This is a genomic window from Vibrio sp. QJM3NY_27 (assembly GCF_057785955.1).
In genome coordinates this window covers 1,855,207-1,872,007 of record NZ_CM173511.1, presented here as the reverse complement: position 1 = coordinate 1,872,007, position 16,801 = coordinate 1,855,207, and the positions used below count along the sequence as shown (strand labels likewise).

Annotated in this window: 9 protein-coding genes; all 9 read left to right on the top strand. The window is 42.9% G+C overall.

Annotation, left to right across the window (positions count from 1 at the left end; all coding sequences use genetic code 11):
- Nucleotides 1-23 precede the first annotated feature (23 nt).
- The 9 genes from proQ (at nt 24) to rlmKL (ending at nt 16,777) form a co-directional block, all read left to right on the top strand.
- The gene (gene proQ / locus AC3CIA_RS08535) at nt 24-647 is read left to right on the top strand and encodes an RNA chaperone ProQ (RefSeq protein ID WP_488517958.1); all 624 of its coding nucleotides are present in this window, start codon (nt 24-26) and stop codon (nt 645-647) included.
- Nucleotides 648-664: 17 nt separating this feature from the next.
- The gene (prc, locus tag AC3CIA_RS08530; protein WP_488517957.1) at nt 665-2,659 is read left to right on the top strand and encodes a carboxy terminal-processing peptidase; all 1,995 of its coding nucleotides are present in this window, start codon (nt 665-667) and stop codon (nt 2,657-2,659) included.
- Between the two features lie 276 nt (nt 2,660-2,935).
- On the top strand, nt 2,936-3,622 hold the full coding sequence (locus AC3CIA_RS08525) for a hypothetical protein (protein ID WP_054547714.1): 687 nt from the start codon (nt 2,936-2,938) through the stop codon (nt 3,620-3,622).
- 218 nt (nt 3,623-3,840) lie between these two features.
- Nucleotides 3,841-6,447 (top strand): aminopeptidase N, encoded by a 2,607-nt coding sequence (gene pepN, locus AC3CIA_RS08520; RefSeq protein WP_488517956.1) that lies wholly within the window; start codon nt 3,841-3,843, stop codon nt 6,445-6,447.
- Between the two features lie 237 nt (nt 6,448-6,684).
- Complete coding sequence (locus tag AC3CIA_RS08515; RefSeq protein WP_004733645.1) at nt 6,685-6,903, top strand: DUF2835 domain-containing protein; 219 nt, start codon at nt 6,685-6,687, stop codon at nt 6,901-6,903.
- A gap of 228 nt (nt 6,904-7,131) precedes the next feature.
- A complete protein-coding gene (locus tag AC3CIA_RS08510) occupies nt 7,132-11,973 on the top strand; it encodes an NAD-glutamate dehydrogenase (protein WP_488517955.1) in 4,842 nt (1,613 codons plus the stop codon).
- 371 nt (nt 11,974-12,344) lie between these two features.
- Entirely contained in the window at nt 12,345-13,355 is a 1,011-nt protein-coding gene (gene pyrD, locus AC3CIA_RS08505; RefSeq protein ID WP_017077215.1) for a quinone-dependent dihydroorotate dehydrogenase, read from the top strand.
- A gap of 205 nt (nt 13,356-13,560) precedes the next feature.
- Nucleotides 13,561-14,109: a cell division protein ZapC gene (locus tag AC3CIA_RS08500; protein WP_488517954.1), complete on the top strand. Its 549-nt coding sequence runs from the start codon at nt 13,561-13,563 to the stop codon at nt 14,107-14,109.
- 547 nt (nt 14,110-14,656) lie between these two features.
- The gene (gene rlmKL, locus AC3CIA_RS08495; RefSeq protein WP_017082213.1) at nt 14,657-16,777 is read left to right on the top strand and encodes a bifunctional 23S rRNA (guanine(2069)-N(7))-methyltransferase RlmK/23S rRNA (guanine(2445)-N(2))-methyltransferase RlmL; all 2,121 of its coding nucleotides are present in this window, start codon (nt 14,657-14,659) and stop codon (nt 16,775-16,777) included.
- Nucleotides 16,778-16,801 lie beyond the last annotated feature (24 nt).

Sequence of the window (16,801 nt, the reverse complement as noted above, 5' to 3'; positions counted from 1 at the left end):
AACCGCAAAAACCAGGAACCCACATGGAAAACACTGAAAAGTTAAAAAACAGCAAAGAAGTTATCGCATATATTGCTGAATGTTTCCCTAAATGCTTTACTCTAGAAGGTGAAGCAAAACCACTTAAAATTGGTATTTTTCAAGATCTTGCTGAACGTCTAACTGAAGACGAAAAAGTAAGTAAGACTCAGCTTCGTGCAGCGTTAAGACAGTACACATCATCATGGCGTTACCTGCACGGCGTAAAAGCTGGCGCAGATCGTGTTGACCTAGACGGCAACACGTGTGGCACGTTAGAAGAAGAGCACGTTGAGCACGCTAAAGCTACACTTGCAGAAAGCAAAGCGAAAGTTCAGGCTCGTCGTAAAGAACAAGCACAGAAAGCTCGTGAAGAAGGCAAAGCGAAAGCTAAGGCGAAGAAAGCTCAACAGCCTCGTCGTCAAGCGCCTAAAGCACCGAAAGTAGAAAAGCCTGTAGAAACACGCGCTTTGAACGCTGACGAATTCATCGCTGGCAAAGAAGTAAATGTGAACATGGGTACAGGAAACATGGCTGCGACCATTGTTGAAATCAATAAGGAAGATGTGCGTGTTCAGTTAGCAAACGGCCTACAAATGGTTGTTAAAGCGGAGCACTTGCGCGCTTAAAGGAGATACTCCTACGCATGAAATGCCGTTCAAAATTGACACTGATTGCTGCTAGCTTTTGTCTAGCAGCTTCAGCTCAGGCTCTTGAAGCCAAATTAGATCAGGACGATTTACCTTTACTCGTTCCTGAGGCCCAACACGAAACTGCTAGTAAACGTGTTACTTCTCGATTTACTCGTTCTCACTATAAACACTTCAATCTCAACGATGATTTCTCTCAAGCTATCTTTAATCGTTATTTAGAGATGCTGGATTATAATCGTAATATCTTCACTCAAGATGATATTGACTCTTTCTCCTCATCATCTGTTCAAATTGATGATCAGCTGAAAGCGGGTAATAACCAGATTGCTTTCGATGTTTATAATCTTTCTATGCAGAAGCGTTTTGAACGTTTTCAGTATGCGCTGTCTTTGCTAGACACTGAGATTAAGTTTGATACCGATGAAAGTATTGAGCTCAATCGCAATGAAGCGGAATGGCCGAAAGATATCGCCGAAGTGAATGAGCTTTGGAGGAAGCGTGTTAAATACGATGCGTTGAATCTAAAACTTACTGGTAAAGAATGGCCAGAGATTCAAGAAGTTTTGGAAAAGCGTTACAACAATGCGATGAAGCGTATCACGCAATCGCATAATGAAGATGCTTTCCAAATCTACATGAACGCATTTGCGCGTGAAGTTGATCCTCACACCAGCTACCTTTCTCCAAGAAATGCAGAGCAATTCCAATCAGAGATGAATCTATCTCTAGAAGGTATTGGTGCTGTACTTCAGATGACTGACGACTACACCGTTATTCGATCTCTCGTTGCTGGTGGCCCTGCGTCAAACAGCAAACAATTGAGCGACGGCGACCGTATTGTTGGCGTTGGTCAAGATGGCGAAGAGATTGTTGATGTTATCGGCTGGCGTTTAGACGATGTAGTGCAATTAATTAAAGGACCGAAAGGGACCAAAGTTAAGCTACAGATCTTGCCAGATGGTAAAGATGCAAAAAGTCACGTTGTCACAATTGTGCGCGATAAGATTCGTTTAGAAGACCGCGCTGTTAAATCAGAAGTTATTGAGAAAGATGGCAAGAAGATTGGTGTACTAGAAGTACCCAGCTTCTATGTTGGTCTTTCTAAAGATACAGACAAACTGATCACTGAGCTTAAAGGGCAAGGTGTTGAAGGCATTATTGTTGATCTGAGAAACAACGGTGGTGGTGCACTCACTGAAGCAACTGAACTCTCTGGTTTGTTTATCAAAGAGGGACCCGTTGTTCAGGTTCGTGACAGCTACGGTCGTGTCAAAGTGAACAGTGATACTGATGGCGAAATTAGTTACCAAGGCCCACTAACGGTATTGGTCAATCGCTACAGTGCTTCAGCTTCAGAGATCTTTGCGGCAGCGATGCAGGATTACGGTCGTGCAATCATTCTTGGTGAAAACTCTTTCGGTAAAGGAACGGTGCAACAACATCGCTCTTTGAATCATATCTATGATTTATTCGACAAAGAGTTGGGCTACGTTCAATACACAATCCAGAAATTCTATCGAATCAATGGTGGCAGTACGCAAAACAAAGGTGTAGTACCTGATATTGCTTATCCAACGCCAATTGATCCTGCTGATACTGGTGAAAGTGTTGAAGATAATGCTCTGCCTTGGGACAGCATTGATAAAGCAAGTTATTCAGTGTTACAGCGTAACGATGAAGAGATAATTGCTTTGACTGCCCAACATCAAGCTCGCATTGCTACTGACATGGAATTCGGCTTTATTGCGCAAGATATTGAAAAATATAAGGCAGATAAAGACGATAACGACCTTTCTTTGAATGAAAAGGTACGTCAGCAAGAGAGCGATGATGCGGATACGCTTCGTCTAGATCGTATTAACCAACGTCAAAAGGCCGCTAAATTAGAGGCATTTAAAACGTTAGATGATATTCCTAAAGACTATGAAGCCCCGGATGCTTATCTTGATGAGTCTGTAGCTATCATGCTGGATATGATCAAGAAATAGAGCAAATACCTGTTAAAAGGTGATTGTTTAAAGATACACAATTTAAGAAGCGAGCCTAGGCTCGCTTTTTTTTGTGTCTATGATTTGACAGGAATACCTGATTGTAACCGTTGAGATTGTCGCAAAGAACACTAAATACTCAGGGTCATTTAGCTCTATTTTGCATCGAATAATGACATTTAAGTTACTTTGCACTTGAAATTTAGTGACTTGGATCATATTTTTTCGCTTTCTATTCATTACGTGCCTAAGCTTAAAGAAAATGAGGGGGCGCGTATGAAATGGATTCTACTATTTTTATCTTGTTTAAGTTTTGTTGCTTTTGGGAGTGAGGTAGCTGCTTCGAGCGATCAACAATCAAAAAGTGATAGCAATCTATCTCATTTTGACCTTCCTCTGTTGCTTGGTGATTGGTATTTGATGAACCCAGATCCTGAGCAAGGTACTGAAAACTTTAGAGCAATCAAACTCACTCTCGATTCAAACTACTCTTTCTCTATTGATATTCAGAAGAAAGACTACAGTGTCGACCATTGGGAAGGCTTGTATAACGCCAATGAAGACACGATTATTTTGGGTTTAAATACTTCTGAGCCTCAGGTTTACGCTTACAGCAGTAATCACAATATGCTGAATCTTAACGGCGTTATGTTTACCAAAGCCTTGCCCAATGCCTTGGCAGGAATATGGTCAAGCGCAGAACTTTCCGGAAGCGATTTACGTGCCAGTAACATTCAAAAAATGGATTTAGTGCTTCAGCCTGACTTTATCTTCATGTTCCGAGTGTCCGATGAAGAAGGGGGTGAAGTGATTCGTCGCGGAGTGTATTACACCGAAGGCGACCAATTAGTACTGCTGTATGAAAATGGCGAACACGGTACTCGTTACACACTGAACAGTGATGTGTTGACGCTTCAAGGTGAAGAAGGAGACATGTTTGCGGTGCTCAATCGCATTCGTTAAGCACTATATCTCGCTGTAAAGTCGGGCTCGTTGATAATATGGTGCACAGTTCATTTCTTAGCCGTTCCTGTCTGATTTGATTGATAAAATAGCAAAATATGGAGGCATTTTCCTACAATGCCTCCTTTTTTTAATATTCCCCTTGTTTTATTGGCGCTCAACCTTTAGATATATACAGTTAAAAAATAATTACGTATAACGATCAAAAGGAACCCGTCATGGCACATACACCTCAAGCCAAGTATCGTAAAGATTATCAATCACCATCTCACACTATTTCTGAAATCGATCTTACTTTCGATTTGTACGATTCAGCATCCATCATTACCGCTGTTTCTAGTGTTAAGCAGGAGAAAGAAAGCTCGACATTAGTACTTGATGGTGAAGGCTTGAAGTTGGTGTCTGTTTTGGTAGAAGGTACGGAGTGGACGCAGTATGAGCAGTCTGAAACTCTACTTACTCTGAATGATCTACCGAAAGATTTTACATTAACGATCGTGACGGAAGTTGACCCTGAAGGGAACAGCGCACTTGAAGGCCTGTACAAATCGGGTGGTGCGTTCTGTACTCAATGTGAAGCTGAAGGTTTCCGCCGCATTACTTACTATATGGATCGCCCTGATGTGTTGGCGAAATTCACGACAACAGTCATCGCAGACAAAGCTGAAAACCCATTCTTATTAAGTAATGGTAACCGTGTAGATGAAGGCGAAGCTGAAAACGGTCGTCACTGGGTGAAATGGCAAGACCCACATCCAAAACCTGCGTACTTGTTTGCTTTAGTTGCAGGTGACTTCGATGTACTTCGTGACGCATACACAACACAATCTGGTCGTAATGTTGACCTCGAAATCTTTGTCGACAAAGGCAATCTAGACCGCGCAAACCACGCGATGGTTTCTTTGATTAACTCAATGAAGTGGGACGAAGAGCGTTTCAATCTTGAGTATGACTTAGACATCTACATGATCGTAGCCGTTGATTTCTTCAATATGGGTGCGATGGAAAACAAAGGCCTGAACGTGTTCAACTCTAAGTTCGTTTTAGCGAACGACCAAACAGCAACAGATACCGATTACCTAGGTATAGAAGCGGTTATCGGTCACGAATATTTCCATAACTGGACTGGCAACCGAGTAACGTGTCGCGATTGGTTCCAGTTAAGCTTGAAAGAAGGTTTAACGGTATTCCGTGATCAGGAGTTCTCATCTGATCTTGGCTCTCGCGCAGTTAACCGTATCAACAATGTTCGCATTATCCGCGGGCCACAATTCGCTGAAGATGCGAGCCCAATGTCTCACCCAATTCGCCCTGAAAAAGTGATAGAAATGAATAACTTCTACACGTTGACAGTATACGAAAAGGGCAGTGAAGTGATCAGAATGATCCACACACTGTTGGGTGAGGAAGGTTTCCAAAAAGGCATGAAGCTGTACTTTGAACGTCACGATGGCACGGCTGCAACATGTGAAGACTTCGTAGCGGCAATGGAAGATGCATCGGGCGTTGACCTGTCTCAGTTCCGTTTATGGTACAGCCAATCTGGTACGCCGACGCTTTCTGTTGAAAGCCATTACGATGCAGAGAAAGAAGAGTACACGTTAACGACTCGCCAAGTAACAGCGCCAACTCATGAGCAAACTGAAAAGCAGGCTCTGCATATTCCTCTAGATATCGAGCTATACACAGCGTCAGGTGAAGTGATTGAGTTACAATGTAACGGTCAGCCAGTTCACAATGTATTAGACGTGAAAGAAGCGGAACAAACGTTCGTGTTTGAAAACGTTTCAGAGCAACCAGTTCCATCTCTGCTGCGTGAGTTTTCTGCGCCAGTGAAACTTGAATACAATTATTCAGACGAAGAGCTGATCTTCTTGATGGTGAATGCTCGTAACGAATTCTCTCGTTGGGATGCAGGGCAAATGCTGCTAGCGAAATACATCCGTAGCAACGTAGATAACGTTCAGCAAGGTCAAAAGTTTGCACTTTCTTCTGAAGTCGTTGATGCATTCCGTGGTGTATTACTCAGCGATTCGTTAGAACCTGCATTTATTGCAGAGATGCTTTCTCTACCAAGTCATAATGAAGTGTCTGGTTGGTATGAGCGTGTCGATATCGATGCGGTTGCATCTGTATTGAAAGCGATGAAAGTGACGCTAGCGAAAGAGCTCGAAGATGAACTTGCTGCGGTTTACCACAGTCACGCATTAACAGAATACACGATTGACCATGATTCAATTGGTAAGCGAACTCTGCGTAAAGTTTGTCTAAGTTACTTGGCTCATACTGAAAAGGGTGATGACTTGGTTGTCGCTATGTACCAGCAAGCAAACAACATGACAGACACAATGGCAGCAATGGGCGCGGCGAACATTGCACAACTCCCATGTCGTGAAACTTTAATGGCGGATTACAGCGACAAGTGGAAACATGATGGTCTTGTCATGGACAAATGGTTTGCTCTTCAAGGAACAAACCCAAGTTCAAATGCACTTGAGGTGATCAAGGCGTCTATGTCACACCAAGCATTCAGTTTGAAGAACCCGAACCGTACTCGCAACTTGGTTGGTTCGTTCTTAAATATGAACCCGGTTCAATTCCACGACAAGTCAGGACAAGGTTATGCGTTTGCTGGCGAGATCCTACGTGAGCTGAATAGCAGCAACCCGCAAGTGGCTTCGCGCTTGATTGACCCGCTACTTAAGTTCCGTAAATATGATGATGAACGCCAAGCTCTAATCAAGAAAGAACTTGAGACGCTGAAGAACATGGACAACCTAGCGAATGACTTATTCGAGAAAGTGGCAAAAGCACTAGAGGCTTAAGCTCTCGCTCATTCACGTAACTGTTTGTTAATATGCGGTTTGCTAATAAGCGGCTTGCTAATAAACTGTTTATTAATAACAAAAATTCATCAGTGGTAGATAATATCTGCCACTGATTTTTTTGTTTCTGGGTCATCGAATTTTCGATAAGCTAGAGAAGTTTTCAAGCTCAGTTGTACAGTCAGACATCGTTAAGTGCCAAAAAACACTGGCACTGTATATTTACACAGGTATTGTATGAATCGCTATATTTTCCAACTTAACATCTCATATCAGCAGTTTCTGGCCAGCTATTCTGGTGCGGCAAGTAAAGTTCAAGTGATAACGACTACTGGATTACGTCTACAGCTACCTGCAACTCGGTTCAGACCTTTTCTTACACAAATAGGGGTTAGAGGGCAGTTTAGACTGACAACTGACCAAAAAAATAAGTTTATTAAGTTGGAAGCTCTGTAAACCTTGGCGTGCCTAGTGAGTTAAAAGGAATCTTAATCACATAATCAAACATTTCACCTCTTACCACCTCCAAAACAATTAACTATTTCTCAATAATACTTTTACAATAAATGAATGCATTACCTTTGCTTAACTCGTTAGTAGGAAAGAGCTCAACGGCTCAATTCAAACACTAGCTTAAGTAAGTCCCCTAATAATAAAATATAATTCTAATTGTGGAGTGTGACTATGACCGCACGTGAAACTGTGGTTCCAGTTTTACTTGAAAAAGTGTACAAACTGATTCAAGACAAACTTGACCTTGCTCATCGACCTCTCGTAACTCAACTTGCTCAACACTTGTTTAGTAACGTTTCTCACGACGACCTGACTCAGAGAAACGAATCCGATTTATACGGTGCTGTAGTTAGCTTATGGCATCACATCAATGAAAAGAAAGCCGACGAAATCTCTGTCCGTGTTTTTAACCCGACAGTAAGTCGCCAAGGCTGGCAATCTACTCACACTATCGTCGAGATAGTGGTACCAGATAGCCCATTCCTCGTTGATTCTGTAAAAATGGCATTAACTCGCCTCGACCTCTCTTCTCACCTTATGCTTCACAACCCAACACAAATCTCCCGTTCTGATAAGGGAAGTGTTGTTGGTGTCAGCAACAATGAAGGTGCATTCCAATCGCTTTTCCATATTGAGGTTGACCGTCTTAGTAGTAAAGCTGAAATGACAGCGCTTAAAACCGAGCTGCTGGATATATTTACCGATACTGGCCTTGTGGTTAATGATTGGCTACAAATGGTAGAAAGACTCGAAGAAGTCACCAATCAAGTTGAAGAGCAAAAAGAGACGATTCCAGTCGATGGTCAGCGCTTTGATGAAACGCTTGCATTCCTTCGTTGGTTAGGTGAGCACAACTTTACGTTTATGGGCTACAAGGAATACGACCTTGTTTCTGTGAATGGCGACACTGAACTACAACCTACCAAGGAGCAAGGCCTTGGTTTGTTCGCAAATTCAGATCGTGTACGTAACGTTAAGCTGTCTGAGTTTTCTGACTCGGCACGCTTAGAAGCGAAAAAACCGTATGTATTGATCGTAACTAAGGGCAACACGGCTTCACGCATTCACCGCCCAGCTTACAATGATTACATCGGCATCAAGAAGTTTGATAAAAACGGCAAGGTAATTGGTGAACACCGCTTTACGGGTCTTTACACTTCTGCTGTTTATAACCAAACTGTTGAAAGCATTCCTCTAGTTCGCGAGAAAGTTGAGCGTATCTTAGATGCAAGTGGTTACCGTCAGGGTTCATACTCTTTCAAAGCACTGCACAATATTCTAGAAAACTACCCGCGTGATGAACTGCTTCAAGCTCGAGAAGAAGAGCTACTTGAAGTGGGTACGGGCGTTGTACAAATGCAAGACCGCGATCTTCTACGTTTGTTTGTTCGTAAAGACCCGTTTGGCCGTTTCTTCAGCTGTATGGTTTACGTAACAAAAGATCGTTACAACACCGAACTTCGTCGTCAAACCCAACGCATTTTAAAGCAATACTTCGGTTGTGAAGAAGAAGTCGAGTTCACTACATACTTCTCTGAAAGCCCACTAGCAAGAACGCACTATATTGTTCGTGTTGATAACAACAACATGGATGTGGACGTGAAAACAATTGAGCAAAATTTAATGGAAGTATCGTCTACGTGGGATGACCGCCTGTCTGAATCAATCGTTGCTAACTTCGGTGAGAGCAAAGGTCTTCCATTATCGAAAGAGTACATGCGTGCATTCCCACGTTCGTACAAAGAAGACATGATGCCTGGTTCTGCTGTTGCAGATATCGAGCGTCTAGAAGCACTAAGTGAAGACAACAAACTTGGCATGCTTTTCTACCGCCCTCAAGAAGAAGCGGCAGACTCTAAAGCCGTTCGTTTGAAATTGTTCTATCACAGTGATGAGCCGATTCACCTGTCTGATGTTATGCCAATGCTTGAAAACTTTGGCCTGCGCGTTATTGGTGAATCACCTTATGAAGTGCGCAAGACCAATGGGGTGACTTATTGGATCCTTGATTTCTCGATGCTGCACAAGAGTGACAAGACGATTGATCTTCGTGAAGCTCGCGATCTATTCCAACAAGCCTTTGCTGCGATTTGGGCGGGTGAGTTAGACAGCGATGGTTTCAACCGTTTGGTATTGGGTGCAGGTCTTTCTGGACGTGAAATCTCAATCTTACGTGCGTATGCGCGTTACATGCGCCAAGTTGGTTTCCCATTCAGCCAACAATACATTGAAGACACACTGTCTCATTACCCAGATCTAGCGAAAGGATTAGTGAGCTTATTCGGCAAGCGTTTTGATCCTAAATTGAAGGGCAGCGCGAAAGGCCAACAAGATCTTATTAAGAAGATCACTGAACAGTTGGATCATGTAGAAAGCTTGGATGATGATCGTATCATTCGTCGCTACATGGAAATGATCACGGCAACGCTTCGTACTAACTACTATCAGTTAGACGACAACAAACAGTCTAAACCTTGGTTGGCTCTGAAAATGAGACCAAGCGAGATTCCAGATATCCCAGCGCCGGTTCCTGCATTTGAGATCTTCGTTTACGCACCAGACATTGAAGGTGTGCATCTACGTGGCGGTAAAGTTGCTCGTGGTGGTTTACGTTGGTCAGATCGTCAAGAGGATTTCCGTACTGAGATTCTAGGCCTAGTTAAAGCACAACAAGTTAAGAACACAGTAATTGTACCGGTTGGTGCAAAAGGTGGTTTCGTTTGTAAGCGTCAGCACATGATGTCTGGCCGTGATGAAATTTTTGCTGAAGGTCAACGTTGTTACAAGCGCTTCATCCGTGCGCTACTAGACGTATCAGACAACATTATTGAAGGCGAGGTTATCCCACCGAAGAGTGTTGTTCGTCACGATGAAGATGATCCGTACTTGGTTGTTGCTGCCGATAAAGGAACAGCAACGTTCTCAGATCTCGCAAACTCAGTATCTGATGAATACAACTTCTGGTTAGGCGATGCGTTTGCCTCTGGTGGTTCTAACGGTTACGACCATAAAGCGATGGGTATCACCGCGAAAGGTGGTTGGGAATCTGTTAAGCGTCACTTCCGTGAAATGGGCATCAACTGTCAAACAACAGACTTCACCGCTATCGGTGTAGGTGATATGGCGGGCGATGTGTTTGGTAACGGCATGCTGTTGTCTAAGCATATTCGTATGCAAGCTGCGTTTAACCACATGCATATCTTCATCGATCCGAATCCAGAATCTGCCTCTAGCTGGGTAGAGCGTGAGCGCTTGTTTAATCTACCTCGCTCAAGCTGGGAAGATTACAACAAAGACCTTATCTCTCAAGGTGGTGGCATCTTCTCTCGTAGAGCGAAGTCGATTCCTTTGACGCCTGAAATTCAGAAAATGCTGGGTACCAAGAAAGCATCAATGGCACCGAATGACTTGATCAAAGCGATCTTGTCTATGCAGGTTGATCTTCTTTGGAATGGCGGTATCGGTACATACGTTAAGTCTTCAAACGAGACTCATACTGATGTTGGTGACCGTGCAAATGACGTGCTTCGTATCGATGGCCGTGACCTGAAAGCTAAGGTTGTTGGTGAAGGCGGTAACTTGGGTATGACTCAATTGGGTCGTATTGAATACGCGCTTACGGGTGGCCGAGTTAATACCGACTTTGTTGATAACGTTGGCGGTGTTGACTGTTCAGATAATGAAGTAAACATTAAGATCTTCTTGAATGGTTTAGTTTCTAACGGTGATCTAACCGTTAAGCAACGTAACCAAGTGCTTGAATCGATGGAAGATGAAGTTGGCGAAATCGTACTAGACGACGCATATTGCCAAGCTGAGTCTATTTCGGTTACTGAGCATCAAGGTGTTGGCTTAGTCAAAGAGCAAATCCGCTTCATCCATACTATGGAAAAAGCAGGGTACTTGGATCGTGGTTTGGAATACATCCCAGATGACGAAACACTGCTTGAGCGTGAAAAGCAGGGCCAAGGTCTAACAAGACCAGAGCTTTCTGTACTTGTCGCTTACGGTAAAATGGTACTTAAAGAAGATCTTGTTAGTGATGATATCGCTAATGATGAATTCCATGCTCAACAGCTTATGCAATACTTCCCAACTGCGTTACGTCGTAACTATTCTCAGCATATGGATAACCATCCACTACGTTCTGAAATCATTGCGACGGCACTGGCTAACCAAATGGTTAACGAAATGGGTTGTAACTTCGTTACTCGTCTGCAAGAAGAGACAGGTGCAAATATCGTTGATATTGCCAATGCTTACGCGGCATCACGTGAAATCTACGGTCTTGGTCATGTTCTGAAGAGCATCCGTGAACTGGACAATGTTTCAAGTTCTGAAGCTCAGTATGAATTGATTTACCATGTTCGTCGTACACTTCGTCGTTTGGCTCGTTGGTTGCTAAGAAACCGTACTGGTAAACAGTCAGTGAAAGCATTGATTGAACTTTACCAAGGCGATGTTCTTACTATCACAGAGAAACTGGATGAAAACCTAGTGGCTTCTGAAGTAGAAGAGCATAACGCAATGGCACAGCTATGGATTGACCAAGGTGTAAACGCTGAGTTGGCTAATTCAGTCGCGCGTTTGTCTAGCTTGTACTCAGCACTGGATATATCCACAGTAGCTCGTGAAACAGGTAAAACAGTACAACAAGCGTCTAAGCTTTACTTCAATCTTGGTGATCGCTTGTCTTTGCACTGGTTCTTGAAGCAAATCAATGGTCAAGCAGTAGACAACAACTGGCAAGCGCTGGCACGTGCAGCATTCAGAGAAGATCTGGATTGGCAGCAACGTCAGCTAACTGGCCAAGTACTTAACTGCGGTTGTGCTTCCGATATTGATGTGATTAAAGCGCTTGATGATTGGATGGAAAGCAATTCGGTTTCTCTACATCGTTGGGAAAGCATCTTGAACGAATTCAAAGTAGGTTCGGTTCATGAGTTTGCTAAGTTCTCAGTAGCACTACGTGAATTGATGCTATTGAATCTAAACTGCATGTCGACAGACTAGCGATTAGATAAAAACGAAAATAAACAAGGGCAGGCCATTAGGTCTGCCTTTTTCGTTTGGCCGAACAATGTTGTTTGACAGAACAGTGCTATTTGGCTGAATAGTGAATGACGTGTCCGATTATTTCATTGAGTCACTTATGCTTGGTCAAGTTAGCTTATCCCAGGTCGAGTTAATCTATGCTCGTTACACGAATGATAGTCAAATGGACTATTCGCCGGAGGATACGGTAACGTTTGCTTAATAATAAACCTCATTCGTTAGCAAACTCGATTATCTTACCCTTACAGACAGTAATAGATTGAATAGTTGGGTAAATAAGTAAATAATATCGCCCCGTTTACACGGCGCTTTTTTCTATCGGAGGCACAATGCTTTACCGTCTAGCCAGAACTGGCTTTTTCCAACTTGATGCCGAAAAGGCTCATGATCTTGCAATTCAAAATTTCAAACGCTTCACTGGCACACCTATTGATCTTTTGTATCGCCAACAATTACCTCACCGACCTGTAGAGTGCATGGGTCTTACTTTTAAAAACCCAGTTGGCCTTGCTGCCGGCCTAGACAAAAACGGCGAATGTATTGATGCATTTGGCGCAATGGGTTTTGGCTTTGTAGAAGTAGGGACTGTGACTCCTCGTCCACAAGCAGGTAATGACAAACCACGTTTGTTCCGTCTTGTTGAAGCCGAAGGTATTATCAATCGTATGGGTTTTAACAACCTAGGCGTAGATAACCTAATTGAGAATGTTAAGAAGTCGAACTATGACGGCATCTTAGGCATCAATATTGGTAAGAACAAAGACACGCCAATTGAAAAGGGCGCAGAAGATTACATTATCTGTATGGAGAAGGTTTACCAATACGCGGGTTACATTGCGGTAAATATCTCTTCACCAAATACTCCAGGACTTCGTTCGCTACAATATGGCGAAGCACTTGATGATCTGTTGTCTGAACTAAAAACCAAGCAATCTGAATTAGAAGCGAAGCATGGCAAATATGTCCCGCTTGCTCTTAAGATCGCGCCGGATCTAAGTGATGACGAAATCAGTCAGATTTGCGAATCATTGATCAAAAATAAGATCGACGGTGTGATCGCAACAAACACAACATTAGATCGCAGCATTGTTGAAGGCATGAAGCATTGCGATGAAGCGGGTGGCCTTAGTGGACGTCCGGTTCAATCTCGCAGTACTGAAGTTGTTCGTAAACTTCACGAAGAGCTGGGTGACCAATTACCGATCATCGGGGTAGGTGGCGTTGACTCTTACGTTGCTGCAAAAGAGAAAATGATGGCGGGCGCGAAGCTTGTACAAGTTTACTCTGGTTTCATCTACAAAGGTCCAGGCCTTGTAGGCGACATCGTCAAAAATCTATAGTTCGTAAAAACGATCTTAGTCCAAAGACTACAATCCGGCATCGTCTTAATAAAAGAGACACTGTAACTCACTGAGTTGTAGAGAAAAGCAATAAGAAAGAGGAATTCATTTCCTCTTTTTTTTTGCCTATCGCACAGTAAAATTACTGTAATTGAAGGTAATTTTGCGTTTTACCTAATGGAATGGTTCAACAGTGTGAGACGAAATGATGCTTAAACCTAGCGATACATGGAGTTGGTATTACGATGAGCAGCAATGTTCATTGATGCTAAACCTCGGAGAGGATATGATTTTTAAAACGAATCTGGTCCGCAGTAAGCTGGTGGACTGCGCTTTTAAAGATAATGAATTCACTGTTGATGATGCATCTTCCTACCAAACCTTCAAAGAACAAATTTCTGGCTTAGAACTGTCTGAGCCACGACAAGCTGAGCTTGCACTTTATTGTGTGGCTGCAAAGCGTTTCCATAAGCCTGTGCAGCCTAAAAGCTGGTTCTTCGACTCACAAGGCGCTGGCCATGAATATCCTCAAGAAGGGGATATTGTACAAATGAATAACGAGCATAGTCTTGGTTACTTCATTGTATTAGAAGTAGGAGAGTGTGCGAGCTTATGTGCATTTGTAGACTTAGAAGAGTTCCTGTTAACGCCTTCAAAAGGGTTACGCTTTGGAGACTCGATTAAAGTCATGCACGATAGAATGACTGACGCAAATGCCATCCTTCATCAAACGCATATTGCGATGGTGGGTTAATCTCTAATCTCTAACCTAGAGCATCACTAGAGCATTATTTCACCCAACCATCGCTACGAATAAACCTGTAATACCTTCCCCATAATCGGCTTAATAGCCGATTTTTTTGTGCCTAAAAAAGCCTATCTCAATAAATACGACGTAGTTCATTCATTTGAATGACGTTGTTCACTTATTTAATTTGTAAAAAACGTATCTTTTTTAACCTCAATTTCGACCGATTCTCTTATTATCGATGGTGGATTTCCTCTGTTTATTCCCTGTTTGGGGTCTTTTGTTGCTAAATTTCAACCTAAATTCACCTCTGGTATATACCAGTTTTAGGGTGAATATAAATGCACTTAATGGTTTAAGCCTATCGATGAGTGTTATTTCTGTGAGATTGAGAGTTGTTGTGTTGTACGGGGATGCGAGTAAGCGATCGCTTCATGACTGACCATTTGCTAAGCAGTTAGTAGAAAGATTCAATGAAAAGACGAGTTTAGTGTGATGCTCTAATAGCAAATTCAGGTATAATCGAGCTCATTTTTATCAATAAAAGAACACTATGAATCAATATCTAGCGGTTACCTCAAATGGCCTTGAGAATTTATTAGTTGAAGAACTAACCCAACTAGGGATTACAAACGCAAAACCTGTTCAAGCAGGTGTTAAATTCAAAGCCACCAATGAGCAAATTTATCGTTGTTGTTTGTGGAGCCGTTTGGCTTCTCGATTTGTACGTGTCCTTTCAGAATTCACTTGTATGGATGACATGGATCTTTACCTATCGACCACTGCGGTTAACTGGGTAAATCAATTCCATAGCACCAAGCGTTTCGTTGTTGACTTCAATGGTACGAACAACGAAATCCGTAATAGCCAATACGGTGCGATGAAAGTAAAAGATGCCGTTGTAGATTGCTTCGAGAAGAAGTCTTTACCGCGCCCATCTATTAGCAAAGAAAATCCAGATATTCGTATTCACGTTCGTCTGCATCGTGACAAGGCGATCCTTGGTGTAGATATGGTAGGCAGTGGCCTTCATCAACGTGGCTACCGTCCAGAATCCGGTCGCGCACCATTGCGTGAAACTCTTGCTGCAGCGATTCTTCTTCGTAGTGGCTGGGATGCAACCAAACCTTTCCTAGATCCTATGTGTGGTTCAGGTACGTTAGTAATTGAAGCTGCGATGATGGCTGCAAACATGGCACCTGGTGTGAAACGTCAGAAATGGTGTTTTGAATCACTAGAAGATTTCGAACCTGAGCTTTGGGCTGAAGTTAAAGCTGAAGCGAACGTTCAAGGCCGTCGTGGCGTTAAGAAAGTAGAATGTAAGTTCTTCGGTTATGATAATGACGAACGCATGATCAAAACGGCGCGTGACAATGCACGTCGTGCTGGCGTTGAAGAGTTGATTGAATTCGAAGTAGGTGACGCAGCAAAGCTTAAACGCCCTGCAGAGTTCAATGATGGTGTGATTGTGTCAAACCCGCCTTATGGTGAGCGTTTAGGTACAGAGCCTGGCTTGATTGCTTTGTACACAGCATTTGGTGCTCAACTGAAGGCTGAGTTTGGCGGTTGCAACGCTTCTATCTTCTCAAGTTCTGATGAATTACTTAGCTGCTTGCGTATGCGTGCAGACAAACAGTTCAAACTGAATAACGGTGCGTTACCGTGTCACCAGAAGAACTACTCAATTTCAGATCGTCCTATGTCTGAGCGTCCAACTGGCGAGCAAGAGCAGCTAATTGCACCTGATTTCGCGAACCGTCTTAAAAAGAACATCGGCAAGATCGGTAAGTGGGCTAAGAAAGAGCAACTAGATTGCTACCGTATCTACGATGCTGACTTACCAGAATACAATGTAGCGATTGACGTATACCCGGGTCACCTTGTGATTCAAGAATACGCAGCACCTAAAGATGTGCCGGAAGACAAAGCTAAGCGTCGCTTAACCGATATCATCCGTGCTTCTATTCAAGTGACTGGCGTTGAAGCAAACAACGTAGTGCTTAAGGTTCGTCAGAAGCAGAAGGGTCGTTCTCAATACCAGAAGATGGCTCAAGATTCTTCTAACCTAGAAGTAAACGAATATGGCGTGAAGCTAATTGTTAACCTTCATGACTACCTAGATACAGGCTTGTTCTTAGATCATAAGATCACTCGTCGTCGTATTGGTGAGATGGCTGGTGGTAAAGACTTCTTGAACCTGTTTGCTTACACAGGCAGCGCTTCTGTTCATGCTGCAGTAGGTGGCGCTCGCTCTACAACGACTGTTGATATGTCGAACACGTATCTTGAGTGGGCAAAAGAGAACATGGAACTGAACGGCCGTGTTGGTCGTCAACATCAATTTGTTCAAGCAGACTGTTTACAATGGTTGGCAAAAGAACAAGGATCTTACGACTTGATCTTTATTGATCCGCCAACGTTCTCAAACTCTAAGCGTATGGATCAATCTTTTGACGTTCAACGTGACCACATCCAGTTGATGGAAGATTTAAAACGTCTTCTAAGAGAAGAAGGCACGATAGTGTTCTCTAACAACAAGCGTCATTTCAAGATGGATATGGAAGGACTGGAAGAGCTGGGCCTTACAGCTCAAAATATCTCGTCTAAGACATTGCCTCTGGATTTCTCTCGCAACAAGCACATTCATAACTGCTGGTTGATTACTCATAAGTAATTAAGAGACTGTATAAGGATATAT